Below are 25,538 nucleotides of genomic sequence, written 5' to 3'. Positions count from 1 at the left end.
TTATTAATAATCAGTGCATCAACAATGGTTAACCCTTCCATGACGAACAAGCCAGACCAGCAAGCCACGATTCATCCGGAAGCCGCATCGAGCGGCATCTCCAAAGGACTCACCAACTACGGTGATCGCGGCTTTTCTCTTTTTTTGCGCAAGGCCTTCATCAAAGGAGCGGGCTATACCGACAAGGCGCTGGACAGGCCTGTGATCGGTATCACGAACACCGGCAGCTCCTACAACCCTTGTCACGGAAACATGCCGCAACTGATTGAGGCGGTGAAGCGCGGCATCCTGATGGCCGGCGGGCTGCCCATGGACTTCCCTACCATCTCCTTGCACGAGAGCTTTTCCCAGCCGACCAGCATGTATCTGCGCAACCTCATGTCCATGGACACAGAGGAGATGCTGCGAGCGCAGCCCATGGATGCGGTCGTGCTGATCGGGGGGTGTGACAAAACGGTGCCGGCCCAGCTGATGGGTGCGGCTTCGGTCGGACTGCCGGCGATTCAGCTGGTGACCGGCTCCATGCTCACCGGATCGCATCGAAGCGAAAGAGTGGGGGCCTGCACCGATTGCCGACGCTACTGGGGCAAATTCCGTGCCGAAGAAATTGATGCGGAGGAAATTTCCGACGTCAACAATCAGCTCGTTGCCAGTGTGGGCACCTGCTCGGTGGCGGGCACTGCCAGCACGATGGCTTGTATCGCAGAAGCTCTGGGAATTGGCCTTCCTGGCAGCGCGACCCCTCCAGCGGTCACTGCCGACCGAATCCGGGTTGCAGAGCGATCCGGTGAGGTGGCCGTGCACATGGCGCGTGCAGGATTGAGCATTGACAAGATTCTCACACCAGCTGCCTTCGAAAACGCCATGCGCGTGCTGCTGGCCATGGGAGGCTCGACCAATGCCATCGTGCATATGGCAGCGATCGCAGGTCGTTTGGGATACGAGCTGGATCTCAAGGCCTTGGATGTCATGAGCCGCAATACTCCGGTGTTGCTCGACCTCAAGCCGTCCGGCGACCACTACATGGAGGACTTTCATGCCGCAGGCGGCATGCATACCCTGCTTCGAGAGCTCAAGCCCCTGCTGCACCTCGATGCTCTGACCGTGACGGGGCGCACCCTGGGCGAGGAGCTGGAGGCGGCAGGTCCCGGCTTCAAGCAGCATGTGGTGAAGACTCTGGATGCTCCCTTGTATCCACAGGGCGGTATTGCCGTGCTGCACGGCAATCTTGCCCCGGCAGGAGCCATCATCAAGCAGTCCGCAGCCAACCCCGAGCTGATGGAGCATGAAGGGCGTGCCGTTGTCTTCGAGAATGCGGAGGATTTGGCCGCGCGTATCGACTCGCCCGAGCTGGATGTCCGGGCCGAGGATGTGCTGGTGCTCAAGAACATCGGCCCCAAAGGAGCGGCGATGCCGGAAGCGGGTTACCTGCCCATTCCCCAGAAACTCGCTGCCCAAGGCGTGAAAGACATGGTGCGTGTCTCCGATGGGCGTATGAGTGGCACTGCTTTCGGCACCATCGTCCTGCATGTGACGCCCGAGGCGGCAATTGGCGGGCCCTTGGCCTGGGTGCAAACCGGGGACAGAATTCGCCTGTCGGTGCGCGAGCGCTGTATTGAATGGCTGGTCAGTGAGGAAGAGCTGGCTATGCGTCAGAATGCCAAGCCTGTTCAAGTTCCTGCGGCAGAGCGTGGCTACGCGCATCTGTTCAAGAAAACTGTTTTGCAGGCTGATCGTGGCGCAGACTTTGATTTCTTGACTGCGACGCAGCGCAAGGGTTCGATTCCAAGGAGTTAAGTTCATATGCCGACGGGCGCTTTTGCCAAGGAGCGCCGTCCATCCGAGGACGGTGCATCCGTGATTGCCGCGACATTGGAGGAAGACATCGTTCTGGGCCTCTTGGCTCCCAGAGTGCGTCTTGTTGAAGACGAGCTGATGGAAAGATTCGCAGCCAAACGCCATGTGGTGCGAGACGCGCTGGCTCGGCTCGAAAGCGCTGGTCTGCTTGAGCGCAGGCGCAATATTGGCTCCATGGTGAAGGCCTTCAGCAGAGACGAGGTCATTCATCTCTACGAAATGAGAGAGCTGCTCGAGCTGGAGGCGATGCGCAGAATTGCGCTGCCTCTGGACCGTGATGCCCTGGAGCAGCTCAGGCGCATTCAGGCCGGGCACGACGCAGCGATCCAGCAACAGGAGCCGCGCGGCATTTTTCGGACCAACCAGGAGTTTCATCGGCTGTTGTTTGCGCAATGCGGCAATGTTTTCCTGTCGCAATCCATCGAAGACTTCGCCCGCCAAACGCATGCGATTCGATTTGGAACGCTGATGTCCAGAGAGCGTCAGCTGCAATCCCAACAGGAGCATCACGAGCTGCTGGCGGTACTGGCGCAGGGGGAGGGCTCGCGGGAGCGCCTGATCCGTCTGACGGCGGAGCATCTTGTGCCTCCAAGAGACCATTACCTGAAGACACAAGAGGCGCTGCGGCCTTGAAGTGCTGATCAGTTTAGGAACAGGCTTCGAATATCGTCGGCTGCGGCCAGCGGACGGCCCAGCGCTGCGGCCCCCTGGCAGACCTGGGCGACCAGGGCGGCATTGCTTGCCGCCGGCTCACCACTCTTCAGGAACAGGTTGTTCTCGAAGCCGACGCGTGCATGCCCTCCCAGGCTGGCTGCAGCCATCGCGCACGCATTTTCCTGAGGGCCGAAGGCGCACATTGCCCATGGATAGACATCGTCATGGGCATTCAGGAAAGGCAGCAGATCGATGGGCGAAGAGGTCTGACCGGCAGAGTAACGGCCCAGTACAAAAAGCAGAAACCATTTGTTTTCCGGGATGACGCCGCTTGCACGCAGGCGTTGCCAGGCCTGCACGTCCGCCACGTCATACAGGATGATCTGGGTCATCACATTGCTCTGCTTGAGCCATGTGAAGAAGGAGTGGATATCCGCTTCGGGAACTTCAGGTTTGAGTATCTCGCGCAAGCCGACGGAGATCGCTTCCGGCGCCGTTTCTCGTGCGACCCGCATCTGCTCGTGTGGCTGGTAGACCTGAGCCGCTTCGGTGGTGACCTGAACCACCAGTTCCTGGCCCACCGCTTTGCGCACTGCGGCAGTGGCTTCAAGGTAGGCGTGGGCATCGAGCAAATGCCTGCCGTCAGGCTTGCGCACATGCATATGAATCATGGACGCACCGCAGTCCAGGCATTCCTTGGCGGTCTGTGCCAGATCGGCGGCAGTCAATGGAACCTCGGGGTGCTGCTCCCTGGTCTTGTAGGCTCCGTTGGGGGCAACGGTGATGATCAGCGGTGTATTCATCATGCGCTTTCTTCTTGCTCGGCGGCATCGCCCACGGCAGGCAGTTCGCTTTTGAGAAGTTCGAGACCTGCCAGCAGTGTCCTCTGGTAGCGCTGTTTCTCTTGGGCGATGCTCTCCGGAGTCCACTTGAAAAAACCTTCTCCGGACTTCATGCCGAACTTGCCTTCAGCCACTCTTTGCGACAGGCATGGGCTAGGCTCCTTGTTGGCCGCCAGAGACGGGTACATCGTCGCTCCAGCGGCGCAGTGGACTTCCAGACCCGCATGGTCGCGCTGAAGCACGGGACCTGCTGCGAGAAAGCGGAATCCGAAGCCAAAGCGCACGGCTGCATCTACATCCTCGGCCGATGCAATGCCCGCTTCAATCAGTGCAAAAGCCTCGCGAGCCAGCGCGTGCTGAAGGCGGTTCGCCAGAAAGCCTGGCAAATCCTTCCTGACCAGCACCGGAACCATGCCGCACTGGTGCATGAAGGCATGAAGGTTCTCTGCGCATTCCATGCGGGACGCCTCGCCACACACCACTTCAACGAGAGGCGTCAGGTGCGCAGGCATGAAGAAATGCAGACCCAGCATGCGTTCCTGTGTTGGCAGGCCTTGTGCAATTGCGGTGATGGGAAAGCTCGAGCTGTTGCTGGCCAGCAATGCATCCTTGCGGGCGCGCTGCTCGAGTTGCCTGAAAAGCGCTTGCTTGATGTCCAAACGCTCCGGGATGCATTCGATCACCAGGTCCACAGAGTTCCAGTCAAGATCGTCCAAGGACGATACGACGGACAGCCGGGCAAGGTGCTGAGCCGCGCCCAGCTGGATCAATCCCTCACGGACTCGCTCAGGGACTTTGGCTGCCCGGTCGGCGTCGGGTTCGATCACCGTCGTTCTGCAAGCTCCGCGGCAAAGGACGACCGCGACATCGGCTCCCATTGTTCCGCCGCCAATAACCACAGCGTGTGAACGCGAGGGGCGGAAAAAATGCCCAGGCGCACTGAAAATCGTTTGCTTCAACGGGTGTCTCCAGGTTTCGTATGTCTTGAAGACAGTTTGGATGGCGGCAATAAATTTGATAAGCAAATTTATTGGGATGACTATCCTGTTTCTTGAATATATTGCTGTGCTTCCGCCGGCGTGACTAGGCAAGGCCACGGCGCAGTACGAGCGCGCCAGGGCCGTGCTGACACAGCAGCCGAAAGCCCTGGCCTTCGTTTGTCAGCATGTAACTGATGTGCGGTGGTCTGCGAGTCTTCTGGCCATCCGTGCACGCATTGCCGAGGCCCTTTGCCATGAGGAGCAGACGCCATAAGCCCCTGGCCTAATCGCCGGTGCTGGACGGCCCCAGAGCAGCTCCGAGGCCTTGATGTGTTCAACGTCCATGACGGTTTTGCATACCGCAAGCGTTGTATCTAACAGGCACGGCACTCATTCATCGATGCTTCGGGGTTGATGTGGCATGTGCCGGGAGCCGGGCCCTGGCGGCCAGTGCTTCCAGAGGACCGGGGTCTTTCACCGAACCTCAGCGGCCTTGGTCTGACGGTCTTGAAAAAGGGCCGCTTGTCACGACCGGCCACGCCACGCTTCAGGCTGCTGCATCGTGACGGTGCAGCAGATCCAGGAACATCTGTGCCGAGCGGCTGATGGGCCTGTCCTTGCGTACCAGGCTGCCGTAGGCCTCCAGACTGTGCTTGGTCCGATACGGCAGGATATGCAGCATGCCGTGGGCAGCATGAAGGTCCGCCACCGTGCGCGGAATCACGCCCACCATATTCGAGTTTCGCACCAGATTGATGGTGGTGAGTATGGAGCCGGTTTCGATCAGGCCGCGCGGCAGCGGCAGACTGTGCTCGCGGAACTCCTGCTCGATCAAGCTGCGCATGGGGCTGCCAGGCGGCTGCATCACCCAGCCATGCCCCTGCAAGGCCTGCAGACCGGGCCGCTGCAGCGACAGCAGAGGATGCTCCTTGCGCACGATGAAGGCCAGTTGCTCGTCGTCGATCGGGCAAAAGCGGCAATCGCTGCCCGCTTCATTGGTCATGCGCCCGACGACTACCTCCAGCACTCCTTCACGCAGCTGGGCCAGCAGGCGATCACTGGTGTCCACGGCCACTTCCAGCTCCAGCAGGGGCAACTGCTGCTTCAGCTCCAGCAGGGCCTGGGTGAGGCGCCCGGGTGAGGCGGCCATGATGCTGCCCACGGCCAGCCGTCCGGAGCTTCCCTGGCGCAGCTCGCCCAGTTCGCGATTCAGGGCCTCGATATTGCCGCGCAGCGAACGGAAATATTCCAGCACCCGCTCTCCTGCCGCATTGCGCTGCAGCCGGCGGCCCACGCGCTCGAACAGCCGCTGACCCAGGGCGTCTTCGAGCTCCTGCAGCATCTTGGTGGCTGCCGGCTGGGTCAGACCGAGTTCGGCCGCTGCTGCACGCAAGGTCTGGCGCTCGTCAATGGCCAGTATCAAGGCCACCTGACGCATGCGCAGCCGGTTCAGCAGCTGTGGCGTGTTGTCGCGTTTGTCGATTGATCCCATGGCATGGTTTCTTATTGCTTCAGGTTATCGATTAATCAATAACTTTCAGTTTACGCATATCAGCGGCTTCCCTAGGATCGGGCTGCGATGAAATAAAAAAGCCAAGGAGACAAATGTGCAAAGACGTCATCTACTTTCCATAGCCGCCCTGTGCGGCGCCGCCGCGCTGCCCTGGCAGGTCCAGGCACAGGACTCTGCGAACTGGCCCGTCAAGCCCGTGCGCATGCTGGTGGGTTCTGCGCCCGGAGGCGGCACCGATGCCATGGCCCGCGCCGTGGCCGACCGACTGGGGCCGCTGCTCAAGCAGCCGGTGATCGTGGAGAACCGGCCCGGCGTCTCCAATACGCTGGCCGTGGACATGACGGCCAAGGCCACGGATGGGCACACCATGGTCATGGGCGTGGTCACGGCCCATGCCATCGCACCGCATCTGCTCAAGCTGGGGTATGACAACAACCGGGATCTGGTTCCCGTGGCCTTTGTCGGCTCGGTGCCCAATGTGCTGGTGGTGGGCAACTCCGTTGCCGCCAACACCGTGGCGGAGCTGGTGGCCATGGCCAGGAAGAATCCCGGTCAGATCAATTTCGCCAGCAGCGGCACGGGCAGCACCCAGCATATCGCTGCCGAGGTGTTCAAGGATGCCGCAGGCATTCAGATCACCCACGTGCCCTACAAGGGCAGCGCCGCGGCCCTGGTCGATCTGGTCAGCGGCCAGGTGCAGATGAGCTTCGACACCATGCCCTCGGTCATAGGCCAGATCAAGGCCGGCAAGCTGCGCGCTCTGGCGGTCACTTCTCCCCAGCGCAACCCTCAGCTGCCCCAGGTGCCGACCATGGCCGAAGCGGGCCTGCGCGACGTGGAGATCAGCGCCTGGTACGGCATCTACATGCCGGCCTCCACGCCCAAGGCGGTTCAGCAGAAGGTGCATGACGAGGTCAACAAGGTCATCGCCATGCCCGAGACCAAGACCCGTCTCGAAGCCGTGGGTGCCGAGCTGCGGCCCATGGCCCAGGCCGACTTCGGCAGTTTTCACCTCGCCGAGTACAAACGCTTCGGCGACATCATTCGCAAGAACAACATCAAGCTGGACTGAGCATGAGCAAGGCTTCTCTTCCCGTTGTCGCCCTGACCCTGGGCGATCCTTCCGGCATCGGCGCCGAACTGATTGCACGTTTGCTGGCCAGGCCGCAAGCCACCGAGCAGGCGAACCTGGTGTTGATAGGCGATCCCTGGCTCTGGGAGCAGGGCCAGCGTATCGCCGGACTGCAGGTGGCAACCGCGGCGCTGGCCGGCCTGTCTGCCGCGCGCGAGCGTGCCGACACGCGGCTGCCGGCCTTTGTGGCCGTGGACACCATCGCCCAGGCCGATGTGGTGCAGGGGCAGGTGGGGGCGGCAGGCGGCCGCTCGGTACTGCAGGTGCTAGACCAATGCATGGATGCGGCCCTGGCCGGCGATATCGACGCCATCTGCTTTGCGCCCTTGAACAAGCAGGCCATGAAGCTGGGCGGCCTGCGCCACGAGGACGAGCTGCACCACTTTGCCGAGTACCTGGGCGTGACCGGCTACTTCTGCGAGTTCAACACGCTGGGCGATCTCTGGACCTCGCGCATTTCCTCCCACGTGCCGCTCAAGGATGTGGCCGGCTATCTGAGCCAGGAGCGCATCAGCCAGGCGGCCGAGCTGATCTACAACGCCTTGCGCGCCAGCGGCCTGGCTGCTCCCAAGGTGGCGATTGCCGGCTTCAACCCGCACAACGGCGATGGCGGAACCTGCGGTCGCGAGGAAATCGACATCATCGCGCCCGCCGTCCAGGCCCTGCAGGCGCGCGACTGGCCCAGCGATGCGCCGTTCCACGGCCCGTTCCCGGCCGACACCATCTTTCTCAAGGCCCAGGCCGGCGAGTACCAGGCCATCGTGACCATGTACCACGACCAGGGCCAGATCGCCATCAAGCTGCTGGGCTTCTCGCGCGGGGTGACGGTGCAGGGCGGCCTGCCGATTCCCATCACCACGCCGGCCCACGGCACGGCCTACGACATCGCGGGCCAGGGCAAGGCCAATGTGGAAGCCACCTGGCAGGCGCTGCAGATCGCCGCGCGCATGGGGGCCGCCCACCGCGATCGCCAGGTCGCCCCAACTGTCTGAGCCCATTTTCCGGGCGGCCTGGGCCGCCTGTCCTACCCACTCTTTGCTTCCGAGGTCTGTATGAAGATCAAGTCCGTCCGCGCCCGTGTCTATGAATGGAAGGGCAAGACCGTTCCGCCCCAGGGCAACTTCTGCTCCAACGCCATGGATCTGGTGTACTCCAACACCGAGTCCATGAGCACCTTCCGCTTCCATTCGTGGACCGTGGTCGAGATCGAAACCGATGACGGCATCATCGGTCTGGGCAACGTGGCCCTGGCGCCAAGAATAGCCAAGGCCATCATCGACGAGTACCTGGCGCCCCTGGTCATCGGCCAGGACCCCTGGGACTACGAATACCTGTGGCAGCGCATGTACCGCGCCACCCATGCCTGGGGCCGCAAGGGCGTGACCATGGCCGCCATCTCGGCTGTGGACCTGGCCATCTGGGACATCCTGGGCAAGAGCGTGAACAAGCCCGTGTTCAAGCTGCTGGGCGGGCGCACCAAGGAAAAGATTCCCTGCTACTACAGCAAGCTCTACCGCACCGACCTGAAAGAGATGCAGGACGAAGCACAGAAATTCCTGGATCAGGGCTTCAAGGCCTTCAAGATGCGCTTCGGCTACGGGCCCGCCCATTTGCAGGACGGTGTGAAGGAGAATCTCAAGTCCGTCGAAGCCATCCGTGAAGTGATCGGCTACGACACCGACCTGATGCTGGAGTGCTACATGGGCTGGAACCTGGAGTATGCCAAGCGCATGCTGCCCAAGCTGGCCAGGTTCGAGCCGCGCTGGCTGGAAGAGCCCGTGATCGCCGACGACATCGACGGCTACGCCGAGCTCAACGCCATGAACATCGTTCCCATCTCGGGCGGCGAGCACGAGTTTTCGCTCTACGGCTTCAAGCAGCTGCTGGACAGGAAGGCCGTCTCCGTCGTGCAGTACGACACCAACCGCGTGGGCGGCATCACGGCGGCGCACAAGATCAATGCCCTGTGCGAAGCCTATTCAGTGCCCGTGATCCCGCATGCCGGCCAGATGCACAACTACCACCTGACCATGAGCACGCTGGCTTCGCCCATGGCCGAGTACTTCCCCATCTTCGACGTGGAAGTCGGCAACGAGCTGTTCTGGTACATCTTCGACGGCGAACCGGTTGCCGACAACGGCTTCCTGCAACTGCGCGACGACGTGCCTGGCCTGGGCCTCACGCTCAAGACCGAGTATCTGGACCAGTTCCACATCATCGATTGAGGAGACGCAGCATGCCAGCACTCTCCAATCCCCGTTACCGGGGCATCTTCCCCGTCGTGCCCACCACCTTCCACGAGGACGGCACGCTGGACCTGACCAGCCAGAAGCGCTGCCTGGATTTCATGATCGACTCGGGCGTGGACGGCCTGTGCATCCTTGCCAACTTCTCCGAGCAGTTCCTGGTTTCGGACGAGGAGCGCGAAATCCTCACGCGCACGGCCCTGGAGCATGTGGGCGGCCGCGTTCCCGTGATCGTGACCACCACGCACACCAGTACCAAAATCTGCGCCGAGCGCAGCCGCCGTGCCCAGGACATGGGCGCCGCCATGGTCATGGTCATGCCGCCCTACCACGGCGCCACCTTCCGCTTCGGCGAAGCCCAGGTGCAGGCCTTCTACCAGGGCGTGTCCGACGCCATCGACATCCCCATCATGGTCCAGGACGCACCGGCCGCGGGCACGCCGCTGTCGCCGGCCTTTCTGGCCCGCATGGCCAGGGAGATAGCGCAGGTCAGCTACTTCAAGATGGAAACCGCCGGTGCGGCGGGCAAGCTGCGCGAACTGATCACCCTGGGCGGCGAAGCGATAGAAGGCCCCTGGGACGGCGAGGAAGCCATCACGCTGCTGGCCGACCTGGAGGCCGGCGCCACGGGCGCCATGACGGGCGGCGGCTTTGCCGACGGCATACGCCCCATCATCGAGGCGCACCGCGCAGGCGACAAGGACAAGGCCTTCGAGCAGTACCAGCGCTGGCTGCCGCTGATCAACCACGAAAACCGCCAGGCCGGCTTCCTCGCCGCCAAGGCGCTGATGAAGGAGGGCGGCGTGATCGCCTGCGATGCGCCGCGCTCGCCCTGGCCGCCCATGCACCCCGAGGTGCGACGCCAGTTGCTGGACATCGCCCGCCGGCTGGACCCGCTGGTGCTGCGCTGGGCCCGTTGAGACGACTATGAATACAGGAGCTGGTTGCGCTTTTTTATTAAGGAGTTCAGGTGCTTTTTATACTGAAATCTATGAATAGAAAGTGCAGCAAGCTCCTCTATCAAGAGCATATCCATGACCCAACACCACAACCTCATCAACGGCCAATGGACGGCTGCTGACAGCTATTGCCCCAACACCAACCCCAGCGACCTGTCCGACGTGATCGGCGAGTACGCCCAGGGGGGGGCCGAGGACGTGCAGGCGGCCGTGGCCGCCGCCGCTGCCGCTTTCCCAGTCTGGTCCACCTCGGGCATCCAGGCGCGCTCCGACGCCCTGGACAAGATAGCCACGGAGATCCTGGCGCGCAAGGCGGAGCTCGGCGAGCTGCTGGCCCGCGAAGAAGGCAAGACCCTGCCCGAAGCCATTGGCGAAGTCGGCCGCGCCGGCCAGATCTTCAAGTTCTTTGCCGGTGAATGCCTGCGCCTCACTGGCGAGACCGTGCCTTCGGTGCGCCCCGGCATCGGCGTGGAAATCACGCGCGAGCCCATCGGTGTGGTCGGCCTGATCACGCCCTGGAACTTCCCCATCGCCATCCCCGCCTGGAAGATCGCTCCGGCCCTGGCCAACGGCTGCTGCGTGGTGCTCAAGCCCGCCGACCTGGTGCCCGGCAGTGCCTGGGCCCTGGCCGACATCATCCACCGCTCAGGCATCCCCGCCGGTGTCTTCAACCTGGTCATGGGCCGCGGCCGCGTGATCGGTGAAGCCCTGGTCAACCACGCCGACGTGGCGGCGATCAGCTTCACGGGCTCGACGGGCGTGGGCCGTGGCATTGCCGAAGCCTGCGTGAAGAGCGGCAAGAAGGTGCAGCTGGAAATGGGCGGCAAGAATCCCCAGATCGTGCTGGACGATGCCGACCTGAACCAGGCCGTGGAACTGTCGGCCCAGAGCGGCTTCTACTCCAGCGGCCAGCGCTGCACGGCATCGAGCCGCCTGATCGTGACCGACAGGATCTACCCGGCCTTCATCGAGGCCCTGCAGGCGCGCATGGTCCAAATCAAGGTCGGTGACGCACGCGCCGCCGGCACCGACATGGGCCCCGTGGTCAGCCAGGCCCAGCTGGAGCAGGATCTGAGCTATGTGGAAATCGCCAAGGCCGAAGGCGCGCGCCTGGCCGCTGGCGGCGCCCGCGTGGCCTGCCACACGGGCAGCGGCAAGGATGGTTTCTACATGGCGCCCACGCTGTTTGTGGACACCGAAGCCGGCATGCGCATCAACCGCGAAGAAGTCTTCGGCCCCGTGGCCAGCGTGATCCGCGTCAAGGACTACGAAGAAGCCCTGGCCATGGCCAACGACACGCCGTTCGGCCTGTCGGCCGGCATTGCGACCACCAGCCTCAAGTACGCCACGCACTTCAAGCGCCACAGCCAGGCCGGCATGGTCATGGTCAACCTGCCCACGGCGGGGGTGGACTACCACGTGCCGTTCGGCGGTCGCAAGGGCAGCAGCTACGGCCCGCGCGAGCAGGGCCGCTATGCCCAGGAGTTCTACACCACGGTGAAGACGGCCTATACGCTGGCGTGAGCACGGCCCTTGAGGGTTCTCTGGTTTGCTGCATCTCTTTGCCGGGCCCTGGGCCCGGCTTTTTCATGGCGCGGTGGCGACCAGCCCAGCAGCGCCGCCCTGATGGTCTTGCCACCGTCGGCGTTGTCCCGGGCCCCTTCTTCCAGCACATCGTGAATGTGCTTGTCCAGCGTGGCAGCCACCTGCTCGCGCGTCTGCACGGCCTGGGGGCTGGCGTCCGGCACGATGCGCAAGGCGCTGGCCAGTGCCGTGATCTGGGCTGTGAGATTGACGACGGCGGTGTTGGAGCTCATGAGTCGGTCCTTGAAATGTCGATGAACAGGGCAGCTGGCATGGCGCGCAGTGCGGGGTGCCCAGCTGTCAACGGCCTTCAGTGTCGCGCGGGGGGATACTGCTGTTAACGTATCAACAATGAGCGGCGGCCGCGAAGATATCGCCTGGTTTCAAGGGGGCAAGGTCTTCAGATGCTTTACGGTAAAGCACCGGCAGCCACTGCTTTTTGAGAGTTCCATAAGACAGGAGAGACAAGAGCATGGGTCTGAAGAGAGTCTGTATCTACGGTGCCGGCGCCATTGGCGGCTGGCTGGGTGTGGCGCTGGCCAGGGCCGGCTGCGAGCTGAGCGCCGTGGCGCGGGGCCAGACGCTGGCTGCGCTGCAGCACAACGGCCTGACGCTGGTGCATGGAGAGGAGCGCGAGACCGTGGCCGTCAATGCGCAGCAGGACCCGGCCGCCCTGGGCGTGCAGGATGTGGTGGTGATTGCCGTCAAGGCGCCGTCCATGCCCGAGGTGGCCCGTGCCGTCGCACCGCTGATCGGCCCGCAGACCCTGGTGCTGACCGCCATGAACGGCGTTCCCTGGTGGTTTCTGGCTGGTGGCGTGGATGCCGGCTTGCGCGGCCTGCAGCTCAGGGCCGTGGACCCGCAGGGCGAGATTGCGCGTGCCATTCCCACCGGGCAGGTGCTCGGCTCGGTGGTGCATGCCAGCTGCTCTCTCGATGCGCCGGGGGTGGTGCGCCGTCATTTCGGCAACAGCCTCATCGTCGGCGAGCCCATGGCCCTGCCCGGCGATGCGCCCACGCCGCGTCTGCTGGCACTGACCGAGCTGCTGCGCGCGGGCGGCATCGAGGTCAGGCTCAGCGACAACATCCAGCGTGACGCCTGGTACAAGCTCTGGGGCAATATGACCATGAACCCCGTCAGTGCGATCACGGGCGCGACCACGGACAGGATTCTGGGCGATGAGCTGGTGCGCAACTTCATCACGGCCGTGATGCTGGAGGCCCGGGAAATCGGCGCGCGCATCGGCCTGCCGATTGCCGACAGCCCGCAGGACCGTCATCAGGTCACGCTCAAGCTGGGCGGCTTCAAGACCTCCATGCTCCAGGATGTGGAAGCCGGCAAGCCGGTGGAGCTGGACGCCCTGGTGGGCGCCGTGCGCGAGATGGGTGCCATGTGCGGCATGAGCACGCCGTTCACCGATGCCCTGCTGGGGCTGACGCGGCTGCGCGCGCAGCAGCTGGGTCTGTATCCGGCGTAAGGCAGTGGCGGGCAGGGCGGTCTTGGGCCTAGACTAGGCTGCATGAGCACCACATCTACCCAGACCGCCACTCTCAAGTCCGCGTCCGCGCAGGACAGTCATTGGGCCACGCTGTGCGTGGTGACGACCACCGTTGGGCATTCGGCCGAGGCCGAGGACATGGCGCGGGCGCTGGTCGCGGCCAAGGCTGCGGCCTGTGTGCAGACCGAGCGCATCACCTCGTATTACGAGTGGGACGGCGTGCTGCAGACCGCTCCCGAATGGCGCCTGACCTGCAAGACCCTGCCCGAGGCACTGCCACGGCTGACTGCGCTGCTGCGCAGCCATCACAGCTATGAAGTTCCCCAGATCACCATGCGCACCGAGCGCTGCCTGAACGACTATGCCAAGTGGATCAAGCAGCAGGTGCAGCTCTGAAGTCTGAATAAAAAAGGAGCGCCTTGCGCGCTCCTTCATTGGGTTTCAGTGCTGAATCTATCTGAAAACTCGATAGATAAATCGCTGGCAGCTATGGTTCTTGTGCTTCAGGACAGCAGGGCCTGGGCGAACTCGCGTGCGCTGAAGGTTTCCAGATCCTCGATCTTCTCGCCCACGCCGATGAAGTAGACGGGCACGGGGCGCTCCTGCGCAATCGCGGCCAGCACGCCGCCCTTGGCCGTGCCGTCGAGCTTGGTGACGATCAGGCCCGTGAGCTGCAGTGCATCGTCGAAGGCGCGCACCTGGGTCAGGGCGTTCTGGCCGGTGTTGCCGTCAATCACCAGCAGCACCTCGTGCGGCGCCGTGCCGTCGGCCTTGCTCACCACGCGCTTGATCTTCTTGAGCTCTTCCATCAGATGCAGCTGCGTGGGCAGGCGTCCGGCCGTATCGACCAGCACCACATCCTTTTTGCGCGCCTTGCCGGCGGAGACGGCATCGAAGCTCACGGCGGCGGGGTCGCCACCGTCCTGGCTGATGATTTCCACGGTGTTGCGATTGGCCCAGACGCCCAGCTGCTCACGCGCGGCGGCGCGGAAGGTGTCGGCGGCGGCCAGCAGCACGGACTGCTCGCCGTCGGCCAGATGCTTGGTCAGCTTGCCGATGGAAGTGGTCTTGCCCGCACCGTTGACGCCGGCCACCATGATGACGGTCGGTGTGTGCTCGCCGATGGTCAGCGGCTTCTCCAGCGGCCTGAGCAAATCGGTCAGCGCATCGGCCAGCAGTGCCTTGACGGCGGCGGGCTCGGTGGTCTTGGTTTCCTTGACGCGGCGCTTCAGGTCTTCCAGCAGATGCTGGGTGGCCTTGACGCCGGTGTCGGCCATCAGCAGCGCGTCCTCCAGCTCTTCATAGAGCCGGTCGTCGATCTGGGTGCCGGTAAAGACGGTGGCAATGCTGGAGCCGGTCTTGCGCAGACCGGCTTTCAGGCGTTCCATCCAGCTTTGACGGGAATTTGGGGCTTGCGGCTTTGCGGTAGGCTCGGGGGCTGCTACAAAATCCTGAGTAGCAGGCTGATCTTCGCCGGCCTTGGCCGTCGCGCCGCCGCCAAAGGGCTTGCGCCACCAGGAGCTGTTGCCATTTTCGGCAGGCGCAGCAGGCGTATCCTGTGAAGCGGGCCTGGTTGGCGCAGCAGACGCAGACGCAGGCGCCGCGGTTGTCTCGGCAGCGGGCGTGGTGTTCACCACATCGGGTGAATTGGGCTTTTTCTTGAAAAAACTGAACATTGGCGGGTTTTTAGAATCGCATCATTCTATGAAACATGTACGCGCACTCCCTGTACTGGGCTTAATGGCCTGTTTGAGCGCTGGGGCAGCCTTGGCTGCGCCGGGCGCATCGTCGCAACCTGTGCCTGCTGCTGCCACGGCGGCCGCGCCGCAAGTGCAGCAGTTCACGCTGAAGAACGGCATGCAGCTGATCGTGCTGCCCGACCGGCGCGCGCCCACGGCCGTGCACATGGTCTGGGTACGTGTGGGCTCCATGGACGAGGTCGACGGCACCACGGGCGTGGCCCATGCGCTGGAGCACATGATGTTCAAGGGCTCCAAAAGCGTCAAGCCCGGAGACTTCTCGCGTCGCGTGGCGGCGCTGGGTGGCCAGGAAAACGCGTTCACCTGGCGTGACTACACCGGCTATTACCAGCAGATTCCGTCCAACCGTCTGGAAGACGTGATGAAGCTGGAATCCGATCGTTTTGCCAACAACCAGTGGCCGGACTCCGAATTCAAGAAGGAAATCGAGGTCATCAAGGAAGAGCGCCGCATGCGCACCGACGACCAGCCGCGCGCCATGCTGATGGAGCAGCTGATGGCGGCCACCTTCATGGCCTCGCCCTATCGCCGCCCCGTGGTGGGCTGGATGAGCGATCTGGACTCCATGACGCCCGGAGATGTGCGCGACTTCCACAAGCGCTGGTATGTGCCGTCCAATGCCGCAGTGGTCGTGGTGGGGGATGTGAACGTCAACCAGGTGCGTGCCTGGGCCGAGAAGTATTACGGCAGCATTCCTGCGCGCGCCTTGCCGCAGCGCAAGCCGCAGACCGAACCCAGGCAGATCGGCGTGCGCCGTATCGAGGTCAAGCAGCCTGCCGAGCAGGCCTTTATCGCCATGGCCTATCGCACGCCCACCCTGAAGAGCGTGGACAAGCTTCAGGCCGAGGACAAGGATGCGCTGGCGCTGCTGGTGCTGTCCGCGGTGCTCGACGGTTATGACGGCGCCCGTCTGGAGCGCGCCCTGGTGCAGGGCGAAGGCCAGGCCAACGGCCGTGTGGCAGACAGCGCCGGCAGCTCGGCCAGCATTTTGGGGCGCGGGCCCAGCCTGTTCATGCTGACGGGCGTGCCGGCCCAGGGAAAGACCGTGGCCGATGTGGAAGCTGCCTTGCGGGCCCAGATCAAGAAGGTGGCCGAGGAGGGCGTGCAGGCTGACGAGCTGGACCGCGTCAAGACGCAGTGGATGGCCTCCAACGTCTATGAGCGCGATTCCGTCATGGGCCAGGCCCAGAACCTGGGCAATTACTGGATCCAGAACATGCCGCTGGATGCCGAGGACAAGCTGCTGGCCGAGCTGCAGAAAGTCACCTCCGACGATGTGAAGGCCGTGGCCGCCAAGTATTTCGGCGACGACCAGCTCACCGTCGGCACTCTGGTGCCCCAGCCGCTGCCCGCAGGCGCCAAGCCCCAGCGTCCCATGTCCGGCAAGGCCGATGCAGGCGGTTCGGTGCATTGATGAAACACCCCCTGAGCCGCTTTGCGTCTTCCCCCTCTCTCTACGCGCTGTGCGCTAAGGGAGGGGAACGCAGCCTTCGCTGCGGGGCTGCCCTTGCTCGGCTGCCCGCGTATGGTGCGCGCCCACGGTGGCGCAGCGTTGTGGAAATAGCTGCTTTGATGCAAACCCCCTTGAGCTGCTTGCCTGGGCGGCCCCGCGCCTTTCCTTCTCTCTACGCGCTGTGCGCCAGGGGAGGGGAACGCAGCCTTCGCTGCGGGGCGGCCCGTGCCGGGCTGCTTGCGCATGGGGCATGCCCTCGCTGATGCGGCGTCATGGAAAACAGAGGTTGAACACATGAAAACTATGAAGAAGATAGCTGCTGGCGCTTTTGTGGTGGGCGCTGGCATGGGTTTTCTGACCCAGTCCGCCTGGGCCTTGCTGCCGATAGAGCACTGGACCCAGCCCAGCGGTGCCCAGGTCTGGCTGGTGCAAAGTCCCGGCATTCCCATGGTGGATGTGCAGGTAGATTTTGACGCTGGCAGCCGCCGCGATCCCGAGGACAAGCTGGGCCTGGCGGCAGCCGTGGCCATGATGTCCTCCAAGGGCATCAAGGCGGCGGGCGATGCGCCTGCGCTGGATGAGAACGGCCTGGGCCAGGCCTGGGCCGACCTGGGCGCAAGCTTTGGCGCCAGCGCGGGGCGCGACAGCTTCAGCTTCGGCCTGCGCACGCTGACCGTGCCCGATCTGCAGCAGAAAGCCGTGGCCCTGGCGGCGCGCCAGATCGCGTCGCCAAGCTGGCCCGAGGCCGTGTGGCAGCGTGACCGCGAGCGCTGGAGCGCCTCCATCAAGGAAGCCGACACCCGTCCCGGTACCGTGGCCTCCAAGGCCTTGCGAAAGGCCGTGTTCGGCAGCTCGCCCTATGGCTATCAGACCACGGTCGACAGCCTGGGCCGGATCGATGTTTCGGCCATGCAGGACTTTCACCGCAAGCTGATTGCTGCCTGCCGCGCCAAGGTCAGCGTGGTGGGAGCGGTCAATCGCCAGCAGGCCGATGCCATGGTCAAGCAGTTGCTGGGGCCGCTGCAGGCCACCAATGGCAACGACTGCCCGCCGCTGCCTGCCGTGAGCAAGGTGGAGGACCTGAAGGAGGCCAAGGTCGAGAACATTCCGTTCGATTCGGCCCAGGCCCAGGTGCTCATAGGCCAGCCCGGCATTGCGCGCAACAATCCCGATTTTCTGGCCGTGATGGTGGGCAACCACATTCTGGGCGGCGGCGGCTTCACCTCGCGGCTGATGGAAGAAGTGCGTGAGAAGCGGGGCCTGACCTACGGGGTCTCCAGCGACTTCTCGCCGGGACTGGATCGCGGTGCCTTCATCATCGGCCTGCAGACCCGTCCCGATCAGGCGGCCGAGGCGCTCAAGGTCTCGCAGGACGTGTTGCGCAAATTCATTGCCGAAGGTCCTACCGACAAGGAACTCAAGGCGGCCAAGGACAACCTGATCGGCGGCTTTGCCCTGCGCATAGACAGCAACCGCAAGCTGCTGGGCAATGTGGCCAACATTGCCTGGAACGGGCTGCCGCTCGATTATCTGGAGCACTGGACCGATCGCGTTCAGGCGCTGACCACCAAGGACGCGAAGGAGGCGATGCAGCGCATGGTTCAGCCCGAGCGCATGGTCACCATCACTCTCGGAGCCAAGCCATGAGCCGCAGTGCCATCAAGCTACACACACCCGCAGGCCGCAAGGCGCTGGACAAGATGATTCACGAGTCCGAGCGCAAGGCGCAGGAGCTGGCGGCCAGCCGCCCGGCCCGTCCCGGAGCCAAGGCTGCCCAGCCTGCCGCCGCCAAGCCGGCGGCCACCGGGGCTGGTGAAATCCGCATCATCGGCGGGCAATGGCGCCGCACGCGTCTGGCCGTGGCGCAAAAGCCCGGTCTGCGGCCCACGCCCGATCGCGTGCGCGAGACCCTGTTCAACTGGCTGGGTCAGGACCTGAGCAACTGGAAATGCATCGATGCCTTCGCGGGCACGGGGGCGCTGGGCTTCGAGGCCGCATCGCGCGGCGCCAGCAGCGTCATCATGAACGAGCAGGATGCAGCCCTGGTGCAGCAGTTGCAGCGTCTTCAGCAAAAGCTCGATGCCAGGATGGTCAAGGTGCAGCGCGGCGATGCGCTGAGCTGCCTGAAGACCGTGGCGGGGCAGGATCTGATCTTGCTGGACCCGCCATTCGGTCAGACCGAGCTGTTCGAGCCCGCGCTCAAGGCCGCCACGGCGGCCTTGAATGATGGCGGCTTCATTTATCTGGAAGCTCCCGAAGCCTGGGCCGAGGACCGCCTGCTGGAAATGGGGCTGGAGCTGCACCGCTATCTGAAGGCCGGCGCCGTCCATGCGCATCTGCTGAAGAAGCAGTAAAGCCTTGCTGCCGAACCGGGAGCTGCTGGCGCTTCGAGCAGAGGCGTCAGCAGCTCCTTTTTGCATGGTTCAGCGCTGCGCAGGCCTGAATGCATAATCTCTTTACGCTGCACTGCAGCAGCCCTCACACTCATCAAGACCCGCAGGAGAGAGATAAGCCATGAGCCAAGACCTGATTGCTGTTTACCCCGGAACCTTTGACCCGATCACGCTGGGGCATGAAGATGTGGTGCGCCGGGCTGCACAGCTGTTTGGCAAGGTCATCGTGGCGGTGGCGGCAGGTCATCACAAAAAGACGCTGTTTTCGCTGGAGGAGCGCATTGCCATGGTGCGCGAGGCCTGCGCCAATTATCCGCAGGTACAGGTGGAGAGCTTTGACGGGCTGCTGGCGCATTTTGTGCTCGCACGTGGCGCCAAGGCCATGGTGCGCGGCCTGCGCGCGGTGACGGACTTTGACTATGAGTTCCAGCTTGCCGGCATGAACCGCACGCTGATGCCCGAAGTGGAAACCGTGTTCCTCACGCCCAGCGATCGCTATCAGTTCATCAGCTCCACCTTTGTGCGCGAGATTGCCACGCTCAACGGCGATGTGGACAAGTTTGTCTCCAAGGGCGTGCATGAGCGCCTGATGGCCAAGGTCGGCCGCGCGGCCTGAGCAGTCAGTCTCCCTGGCTGGGTGATCTGCTGCGATAGCTGCTGATGGTCTCGTGGACGAAGCGCAGCTTGTCCCAGGCCGGGCCGGAAATCGCAAACGGGTAGGCATCGCCATGGCCCAGGCTGCGGTTCAGGCTGTTGTGCAGCAGCGTGAGCGGCACCCACTGGGACTGCATCACCGAAAAGTCGGGCGGCACCGGCACGAGCGGGTTCTGAATGCGCTGCTGGCCTGCGGCGGGGATATCCGGAACGGTGATGCAGGTGCCGTAGCTGGCTGCGGTTTCCAGCAAATCCACCATGTGCAGATAGTGAGCCCAGGTTTCGGCCCAGTCTTCCCAGGGGTGCGAGGTGGCATAGGCGCTGATGAACTGATGGCGCCAGCTATTGTCCAGCGGGTCCTTGCCGTAATGGCGCTGCAGCGCCTGGGCATAGTCCTGGTTCTCATAGCCGAACAGCGCCCTGAAGCGCTCCAGATGCACGCTGTTGGCTATCAGCTGATCCCAGTAGAAATGGCCAGATTCGTGACGCAGATGCCCGATCAGCGTGCGATAGGGCTCGTGCAGGGCCTGGCGGCGTTTGGCGCGCTCGTCGTCGTCGGCCTCGACGACATTGAGCGTGATCATGCCGCTGGCATGGCCGGTCATGACGGGGCTCTGGCCGGGCAGATCCGCGAGCAGGGAAAAGCGCGGCTCGGCCACGCAGTGACCATGGGGATCCTGCAAACCCAGCCTGGCCAGGGTGTAGAACAGCCTGCGCTTGGCAACCTCGATCTTCGCCCAACGCAGCTCGTTGGCAGGATCGCCGCTGTCGGGCAGCCATTCGGTCTGGCGGCAGGAAACGCACAGCGGCTGCGGGTCTGAAGCCTCGATCGCAAAATTGCACAGGCTGATGTTGTATCGATGGGCGCAGGCGCGATAGCGTGCGGTGGGGCCTGCGTTCGGCGGCAGAATGCCGACGCGCAGCTGATCGGGCAGGAATGCCTGGATTGCACCGCAATGCACGCATTGCAGGCTTTCAAAATAGATCAGATGGCCGCAGGCCTCGCAGTTGAAAACTTGCATGAGGACACTTTAATGGCTAAGTACGCTGATCGGGGCAGGAAAAAACAAAGCCAGCTCGAAAGCTGGCTTTGGGCTGGAAGCGCAGCCCTCAGACAGAGGCTGGCTTCAGGTGCGCAACGTCAAGGCCTGACCACGATGCTGTTGCGCACTTCACGCACATGCTTGGTCGTGCGGGCGATTTCGCCGGCACGGGCTTTTTCCGCTTCGGATTTGGCAAAGCCCGACAGCTGCACGGTGCCGTTCATGGTTTCCACGCTGATGGCGGTTGCCGAGACGCTCTTGTCTTCGGCCATCTTGGCCTTCACTGCAGTGGTAATGCCGGCGTCATCCACATAGGAGCCCACAGTCTGCTGGTCACGAGCCACCGAACAGGCTGTGGTAGCCAGCACGGTCGTCGCAGCGACCAGACTGAAAGCCAAAGCACGAGTCAGATTTTTCATATGGTTCTCCCTTGGTTTTGAAAAGGCGCAAAGCACGCCTGCGAAAGCTGGGAACGTCTACACGTTCCAAGAGTTACTTCCTGCGCGAGCGGCCCAGAAAGAAGGCTGTCGCCAGGGCCGCGCCGGTCGCGGCGGCGATCAGCACGGAACGCCCGGGTTGTTCGGACACATACTTGGTGGTTGCATCCGCTGCGGTGTTGAACTGACGGCGTGCGCGGTGTGAGCTGTCGGCCCAGAAGTTGATGCTGCGCTCTGCCAGATCCTGAGCCCGGTTGGCCAGGTTGTCGATCAGCGGGTTCTCGCTGTCGTCGAGATTGCGTATATGGCGCCCTGTGGAGTCTATCGCCTCGGAGGCCGTGCGCCTTGCGCGGCGTGCGGTGTCCTCAACCTTGTCGGCAACATCCTCGGCCACGTCGCGTGCTTCATTGACCATCTTCTGGGCGGCCTGCTTGCCCGAGTCCACGGCGTCCTGCGCTGCGTCGGCCATCTTGTGCGCAGCATTCTGGGCAGATTGGGCGGCGTGCTTTGCCGTGTCCTTGACGTCAGCAGCCACATCCTTGGCGGCGCCCTTGAGGTCTTCAACCGTGTCCTTGGCGTCTTTTACGGCTTGGCTCATTGTTTGGAACTCCCTGAAATCTAAAAATTTTCGTGACAGCGTGCAGTAACGCCAGTCTGCGGAACTCTGCCTCGAGGAGGCAGAAGTTGAGAGTGATCATGGCGAATACTGCCGGTTTGTGCAATGTGGACGAACAAAGTTCTACACATTCGGTGCCGTTGCTATTTCTTCACCAGGCCCATCAGGAAAGTGATGACGGCCATGACCAGGAAGACAAAAAACAGGATCTTGGCAATGCCTACGGCGCTTGCCGCAATACCGCCGAAACCGAAAACTGCAGCGATCAAGGCAATCACCAGAAAGACAATGGCGTAGTGCAACATGATTTTCTCCTTTCGAATGCAGACCGACAGGCATTGCTGTGCGGCCATGTATTGACTGTAGAGAACTGAGCAGCCCGTGCCTGACGGTGAGCTTCTGCCACCTGGGTCGGGGTATTGAGAGACAGCCGTGTAGGACGACATCGACTTGCTCGGCCGAGCGCTACCCGGTTTCAGGCAGTTGCTATGCTCAGGGGAATGACTGCCGAGATGGTGGTGCCCTTGCCGGGTTGCGAGGCCACGGTGAGCCTGCCGCCAACGGCTTCGACACGGTGCTTCATGCCGGCCAGGCCATGGGAGTTGGGGCGCATGCTGGCGGGCTCGAACCCCTGGCCATCGTCTTGAATCTGCACGGCTACATAGGTGGGGTAGTTGTGCACCGTGACGATGACATGGCTGGCCCTGGCGTACTTGCCGATATTGGTCAGCGACTCCTGCACCACGCGATAGACCGTCAGCTGCGTGGACTCGGGCAGGTCCACCTGCTCCAGACTGCACTCCACCTCGATGTTGCTGCGATCGCCGAACTCCCGGGTCAGGATTTCCAGTGCCGTGGTCAGTCCCAGGTTGGAAAGCGAGGAAGGGCGAAGGTCCTCGATGATGCGACGCTTGAGTGCAATGCCGCTGTTGAGCGTCTCGATCAGATGGGTGACGCGCTCGGAGACCTCGGGTGCCGAAGTGTCGATCTTGGATTTGAGTCGCGCAACATCGAGTTTGGCTGCGGTCAGCAGCGAGCCAAGCTCATCATGCAGCTCGCGTGCCAGATGCGCCCGCTCGTCTTCGCGTACCTGCTGCAAATGGGTTGCCAGCTCGGTGAGCGCCGCTGTGCGGTCACGAACGACTTCCTCCAGGCGATTGCGCTCGTCGCGCTGGATCTCCTGCTCGCGCTGATGTGAGTGCTGCAGTGCATTGGCCTGTCGCAGATACATGAAGAAGCCCAGAATCCCGAGCGCCGTCACGGTCGCAATGCCCAGGCGCGACAGGCCCAGCGTCTGCTCGATGTCTGCGAGATTGGACTTGACGCGCTGGTCGATGCTGTCCATCAGGGTCTTGATGTGGCCCCGTATGGCATCCATGTTTTCCATGCCCACATCGGTGAACATCACAAAGCGCCATGCTTCGTCGTTGCCCTGGCGATAAAGGCGCAGGCTCAGCTCCATTTCGCCGGTCTTGCGCTCGACCTGGCGGGCCAGCGGTGTGAAGGTGGCCAGCTCCTTGGGATCCATGATGAAGATGCTGCGCAGCTCGTCCATGCTGCTGCTGATGGCGGCAGAAGCGGAGTTGTAGGGCTCGAGATAGCGCTCTTCTCCCGTCAGCAGATAGCCGCGCAGACCGGTTTCAGCGTCCAGCATCTGCTGCATCAGCAAGCTGAGCTTGGCTCTGGTGCTTTGTGTCTTGGTGAGCGTGTCCAGAGCCTGCAAGGAGCGCTTATAGCCTGCCTCATTAATGCTTACCATTAAGACTGCCGCAATGACTGCGATCGTCAAACTGACTGCAATTTTGCGGATATTGGTCCAGCGCATCTACATCCTCTCACCGACAAGGCAATTACCTGATATTCTGCATAACCGTAGCGTCAACGACTGACATCATAGTGCGGGTCTTAAAATGTTATGCGCCCTGGAGACGAGCGCGGTTTCATGAAAAGAGGTGTTCATGATAAAAGTAGGCATAGTGGATGACCATGCGATCGTTCGCTCGGGATTACGCCAATTCCTGTCGGAGCATGTGGATCTGAGGGTCGTGGGAGAAGCCGGCAATGGACGGGAAGCCATCGATCTGGTCCGGGAACATGAAATCGATGTGTTGCTGATGGACTTGTCCATGCCCGGGCAAAGCGGCATAGATGCCCTGGCCATGCTCAGGGCCAAGGCGCCCGACATGGGCATCCTGATACTGAGTGGATACCCTGAGGAGCATTACGCGATCAACCTGATTCGTCAGGGAGCCAGCGGCTATCTCAACAAGGAGTGCGATCCCCAGGATATCGCGGAGGCCATCCGCACCGTGGCTCTGGGAAGGCGCTATCTGACGCCCGCAGTGGCCGACCTCCTGGCCCAGCAGCTCAATCGCAAGGATGATGTGCCGGCGCACGAGCAATTGTCGGAGCGCGAGTTTCAGGTGTTTCTGAAGCTTGCTCGCGGCGAGACGGCCGGAGATATTGCCAAGTCGCTTTCCCTGAGTGTGAAAACAGTGAGTACTTACCGAACCAGGCTCATGGAAAAAATGGGGCTTTCCTCGAATAGCGATCTGACCTATTATGCGCTGAAAAACCGCCTCATTGATTAATGGGGCTCCAATAAAAAAGGCTTGAAAGATTCAAGCCTTTTTTTACTTTTTGTTATTATCAAGACTTGCTGGTATTCAAATCCATGCAGAAATCGATAAGCGCATCGATTTCATTGGATTTGTCAAATACGGCATCGGCATTGAGTTCCAGGCAGCGCTGGCGGATATCGGCAGTCGCATAATTGCTCAGCACCAGCAGCTTTTTCTGCCGCGGTCGCTGTTGAAAGCTGGTGACAATGCCGAGGCCGCTGCCCTCGCGCAGGAACAGGTCCACGATGACCAGATCCCAGGCGTCCGGGTTATGGCTGAGCCAGCGTACGGCATCGGCTTCGGTCTCTGCCACCCCCACAGCCTCGACATCGGCAAGCTCCGCCATCGTCGCAATCAGGTTGTCGCGAATCGTAGGGTTGTCTTCAACAAAAAAGGTACGCAGTTTCACGACGGTAGCAAGTTGAGGTAGATGCCATGGATCAAGCTGTGAGAGTCGTTCAATTCTCGGTATGGGGAATCAATTACGGCCTATGAAAAATCATTGTATTGATGTTTCTTGTGATTTGTGCTTGACGTTCCGCAGATATCACAGGTTTTAACCCTAGCAATTTTCATCCTACTCCACTCCATGGAACGTGCATCAAGCATTTGAAGTTGTCCGACAGAAGATCGGCCAAAACCGACAATCAGCTTCAGTGCTTCAGCTGCCTGCTGGGTTCCGATCAGTCCGACCAGCGGTGCAAAGACGCCCATGGTCGAGCACTGGACCTCTTCGAATTCAGCCTCTGGCGGAAAGACGCAGGCATAGCACGGGCTGTCGGGGTCGCGCGGATCAATGACCATCAACTGGCCATCGACACGGATGGCCGCTCCTTCGATCAGAGGTACGCCATGGCGTACGCAGGCCGCATTGATGGTCTGGCGGGTCTTGTAGTTGTCGGTGCAGTCCAGCACGATGCCGGCCTCGGGCAGCAACTCGTCGAGCAGGCTCTCGGTCGCACGCTGCTGGATGCAGCGAATCTCTATACCGGGGTTGATGGCATGCACGGCGGTGCGTATCGACTCCACCTTGGCCATGCCTATGCGCTCGGTCGTGTGGGCAATCTGGCGTTGCAGATTGGTCATGTCCACGACATCGTTGTCGACGATGGTGATCCGGCCCACACCTGCCGAGCCCAGATAGAGTGCGGCAGGCGAGCCCAAGCCGCCGGCTCCGATGATCACTGCATGCGTTGCCAGAATACGTTCCTGGCCTTCGATGCCGATCTCGTCGAGCATGATGTGACGGGAATAGCGCAGCAATTGATCGTCATTCATCGGTTTGCGTCCATGGTT

General features: G+C 62.3%; 26 protein-coding genes. 14 read left to right on the top strand and 12 right to left on the bottom strand.

Annotated elements, in window-relative coordinates:
• The first annotated feature begins 39 nt into the window (after positions 1 to 39).
• Complete coding sequence (locus O987_RS22680) at positions 40 to 1,797, top strand: IlvD/Edd family dehydratase (RefSeq protein ID WP_019044185.1); 1,758 nt, start codon at positions 40 to 42, stop codon at positions 1,795 to 1,797.
• A gap of 60 nt (positions 1,798 to 1,857) precedes the next feature.
• Complete coding sequence (locus tag O987_RS22675; protein WP_232536052.1) at positions 1,858 to 2,490, top strand: GntR family transcriptional regulator; 633 nt, start codon at positions 1,858 to 1,860, stop codon at positions 2,488 to 2,490.
• Between the two features lie 8 nt (positions 2,491 to 2,498).
• Here O987_RS22675 and O987_RS22670 read toward each other — a convergent pair whose 3' ends face one another.
• The 3 genes from O987_RS22670 to O987_RS22660 form a co-directional block, all read right to left on the bottom strand.
• On the bottom strand, positions 2,499 to 3,314 hold the full coding sequence (locus tag O987_RS22670; protein WP_080731654.1) for a 3-keto-5-aminohexanoate cleavage protein: 816 nt from the start codon (positions 3,312 to 3,314) through the stop codon (positions 2,499 to 2,501).
• The gene (locus O987_RS22665; protein WP_003051840.1) at positions 3,314 to 4,231 is read right to left on the bottom strand and encodes a 3-hydroxyacyl-CoA dehydrogenase family protein; all 918 of its coding nucleotides are present in this window, start codon (positions 4,229 to 4,231) and stop codon (positions 3,314 to 3,316) included. Before O987_RS22665 ends, O987_RS22670 begins: the two co-directional genes overlap by 1 nt.
• Before the next feature lie 649 nt (positions 4,232 to 4,880).
• Positions 4,881 to 5,825 (bottom strand): LysR family transcriptional regulator, encoded by a 945-nt coding sequence (locus O987_RS22660; RefSeq protein ID WP_043374931.1) that lies wholly within the window; start codon positions 5,823 to 5,825, stop codon positions 4,881 to 4,883.
• Between the two features lie 115 nt (positions 5,826 to 5,940).
• Here O987_RS22660 and O987_RS22655 point away from each other — a divergent pair, with 115 nt between their 5' ends.
• From O987_RS22655 to O987_RS22635, 5 genes are all read left to right on the top strand, one after another.
• The gene (locus tag O987_RS22655) at positions 5,941 to 6,918 is read left to right on the top strand and encodes a Bug family tripartite tricarboxylate transporter substrate binding protein (RefSeq protein ID WP_043374928.1); all 978 of its coding nucleotides are present in this window, start codon (positions 5,941 to 5,943) and stop codon (positions 6,916 to 6,918) included.
• A 2-nt stretch (positions 6,919 to 6,920) separates the two neighbouring features.
• A complete protein-coding gene (locus tag O987_RS22650) occupies positions 6,921 to 7,970 on the top strand; it encodes a 4-hydroxythreonine-4-phosphate dehydrogenase PdxA (RefSeq protein ID WP_019044178.1) in 1,050 nt (349 codons plus the stop codon).
• Between the two features lie 60 nt (positions 7,971 to 8,030).
• Complete coding sequence (locus O987_RS22645) at positions 8,031 to 9,203, top strand: L-rhamnonate dehydratase (protein ID WP_003051848.1); 1,173 nt, start codon at positions 8,031 to 8,033, stop codon at positions 9,201 to 9,203.
• Between the two features lie 11 nt (positions 9,204 to 9,214).
• Entirely contained in the window at positions 9,215 to 10,144 is a 930-nt protein-coding gene (locus tag O987_RS22640) for a dihydrodipicolinate synthase family protein (protein WP_043374927.1), read from the top strand.
• Between the two features lie 114 nt (positions 10,145 to 10,258).
• Positions 10,259 to 11,707 (top strand): aldehyde dehydrogenase family protein, encoded by a 1,449-nt coding sequence (locus tag O987_RS22635; RefSeq protein WP_043374924.1) that lies wholly within the window; start codon positions 10,259 to 10,261, stop codon positions 11,705 to 11,707.
• On the opposite strand, the gene O987_RS22630 is transcribed toward O987_RS22635, so the two are convergent.
• Positions 11,692 to 12,000, bottom strand: a complete 309-nt coding sequence (locus tag O987_RS22630) for a hypothetical protein (RefSeq protein ID WP_043374922.1) — start codon at positions 11,998 to 12,000, stop codon at positions 11,692 to 11,694. The genes O987_RS22635 and O987_RS22630 overlap by 16 nt on opposite strands.
• A gap of 239 nt (positions 12,001 to 12,239) precedes the next feature.
• Here O987_RS22630 and O987_RS22625 point away from each other — a divergent pair, with 239 nt between their 5' ends.
• Positions 12,240 to 13,244 carry a 2-dehydropantoate 2-reductase gene (locus O987_RS22625; protein ID WP_003051856.1) on the top strand — a complete coding sequence of 335 codons (1,005 nt, stop codon included), beginning with the start codon at positions 12,240 to 12,242 and terminating at the stop codon, positions 13,242 to 13,244.
• Positions 13,245 to 13,286: 42 nt separating this feature from the next.
• Entirely contained in the window at positions 13,287 to 13,661 is a 375-nt protein-coding gene (cutA, locus tag O987_RS22620) for a divalent-cation tolerance protein CutA (protein ID WP_043374920.1), read from the top strand.
• Between the two features lie 107 nt (positions 13,662 to 13,768).
• Here cutA and ftsY read toward each other — a convergent pair whose 3' ends face one another.
• Positions 13,769 to 14,941, bottom strand: coding sequence for a signal recognition particle-docking protein FtsY (gene ftsY, locus O987_RS22615; protein ID WP_019044104.1), 1,173 nt, complete (start codon positions 14,939 to 14,941; stop codon positions 13,769 to 13,771).
• Positions 14,942 to 15,005: 64 nt separating this feature from the next.
• On the opposite strand from ftsY, the gene O987_RS22610 reads away from it, so the two are divergent.
• From O987_RS22610 to coaD, 4 genes are all read left to right on the top strand, one after another.
• Positions 15,006 to 16,439: a M16 family metallopeptidase gene (locus O987_RS22610; RefSeq protein ID WP_080731589.1), complete on the top strand. Its 1,434-nt coding sequence runs from the start codon at positions 15,006 to 15,008 to the stop codon at positions 16,437 to 16,439.
• A 333-nt stretch (positions 16,440 to 16,772) separates the two neighbouring features.
• Complete coding sequence (locus tag O987_RS22605; RefSeq protein ID WP_043374916.1) at positions 16,773 to 18,125, top strand: M16 family metallopeptidase; 1,353 nt, start codon at positions 16,773 to 16,775, stop codon at positions 18,123 to 18,125.
• A complete protein-coding gene (gene rsmD, locus O987_RS22600) occupies positions 18,122 to 18,832 on the top strand; it encodes a 16S rRNA (guanine(966)-N(2))-methyltransferase RsmD (protein WP_003051863.1) in 711 nt (236 codons plus the stop codon). Before O987_RS22605 ends, rsmD begins: the two co-directional genes overlap by 4 nt.
• A gap of 160 nt (positions 18,833 to 18,992) precedes the next feature.
• Positions 18,993 to 19,487 (top strand): pantetheine-phosphate adenylyltransferase, encoded by a 495-nt coding sequence (gene coaD, locus O987_RS22595; protein WP_003051866.1) that lies wholly within the window; start codon positions 18,993 to 18,995, stop codon positions 19,485 to 19,487.
• 4 nt (positions 19,488 to 19,491) lie between these two features.
• Here coaD and O987_RS22590 read toward each other — a convergent pair whose 3' ends face one another.
• The 5 genes from O987_RS22590 to O987_RS22565 all read right to left on the bottom strand — a co-directional run bounded on the left by O987_RS22590 (position 19,492) and on the right by O987_RS22565 (position 23,446).
• Entirely contained in the window at positions 19,492 to 20,547 is a 1,056-nt protein-coding gene (locus tag O987_RS22590) for a zinc-binding metallopeptidase family protein (RefSeq protein WP_043374913.1), read from the bottom strand.
• Between the two features lie 119 nt (positions 20,548 to 20,666).
• Positions 20,667 to 20,987, bottom strand: coding sequence for a BON domain-containing protein (locus O987_RS22585; protein WP_003051870.1), 321 nt, complete (start codon positions 20,985 to 20,987; stop codon positions 20,667 to 20,669).
• Positions 20,988 to 21,060: 73 nt separating this feature from the next.
• On the bottom strand, positions 21,061 to 21,603 hold the full coding sequence (locus O987_RS22580; protein WP_003051873.1) for a hypothetical protein: 543 nt from the start codon (positions 21,601 to 21,603) through the stop codon (positions 21,061 to 21,063).
• Between the two features lie 161 nt (positions 21,604 to 21,764).
• A complete protein-coding gene (locus tag O987_RS22570) occupies positions 21,765 to 21,926 on the bottom strand; it encodes a DUF1328 domain-containing protein (RefSeq protein WP_003051882.1) in 162 nt (53 codons plus the stop codon).
• A 170-nt stretch (positions 21,927 to 22,096) separates the two neighbouring features.
• Positions 22,097 to 23,446 carry a CHASE3 domain-containing protein gene (locus O987_RS22565; RefSeq protein ID WP_043374911.1) on the bottom strand — a complete coding sequence of 450 codons (1,350 nt, stop codon included), beginning with the start codon at positions 23,444 to 23,446 and terminating at the stop codon, positions 22,097 to 22,099.
• A gap of 133 nt (positions 23,447 to 23,579) precedes the next feature.
• Between O987_RS22565 and O987_RS22560 the strand changes: the two genes are divergently transcribed.
• Positions 23,580 to 24,212: a response regulator transcription factor gene (locus tag O987_RS22560; protein ID WP_003051886.1), complete on the top strand. Its 633-nt coding sequence runs from the start codon at positions 23,580 to 23,582 to the stop codon at positions 24,210 to 24,212.
• A 58-nt stretch (positions 24,213 to 24,270) separates the two neighbouring features.
• On the opposite strand, the gene O987_RS22555 is transcribed toward O987_RS22560, so the two are convergent.
• Positions 24,271 to 24,651: a response regulator gene (locus O987_RS22555; RefSeq protein ID WP_003051888.1), complete on the bottom strand. Its 381-nt coding sequence runs from the start codon at positions 24,649 to 24,651 to the stop codon at positions 24,271 to 24,273.
• Positions 24,652 to 24,731: 80 nt separating this feature from the next.
• Positions 24,732 to 25,520, bottom strand: coding sequence for a HesA/MoeB/ThiF family protein (locus tag O987_RS22550; protein ID WP_043374907.1), 789 nt, complete (start codon positions 25,518 to 25,520; stop codon positions 24,732 to 24,734).
• Positions 25,521 to 25,538: the final 18 nt, after the last annotated feature.

Source organism: Comamonas testosteroni TK102 (genome assembly GCF_000739375.1).
Classification (GTDB): domain Bacteria; phylum Pseudomonadota; class Gammaproteobacteria; order Burkholderiales; family Burkholderiaceae_C; genus Comamonas; species Comamonas brasiliensis.
This window is presented reverse-complemented; position numbering and strand designations above follow the sequence as displayed.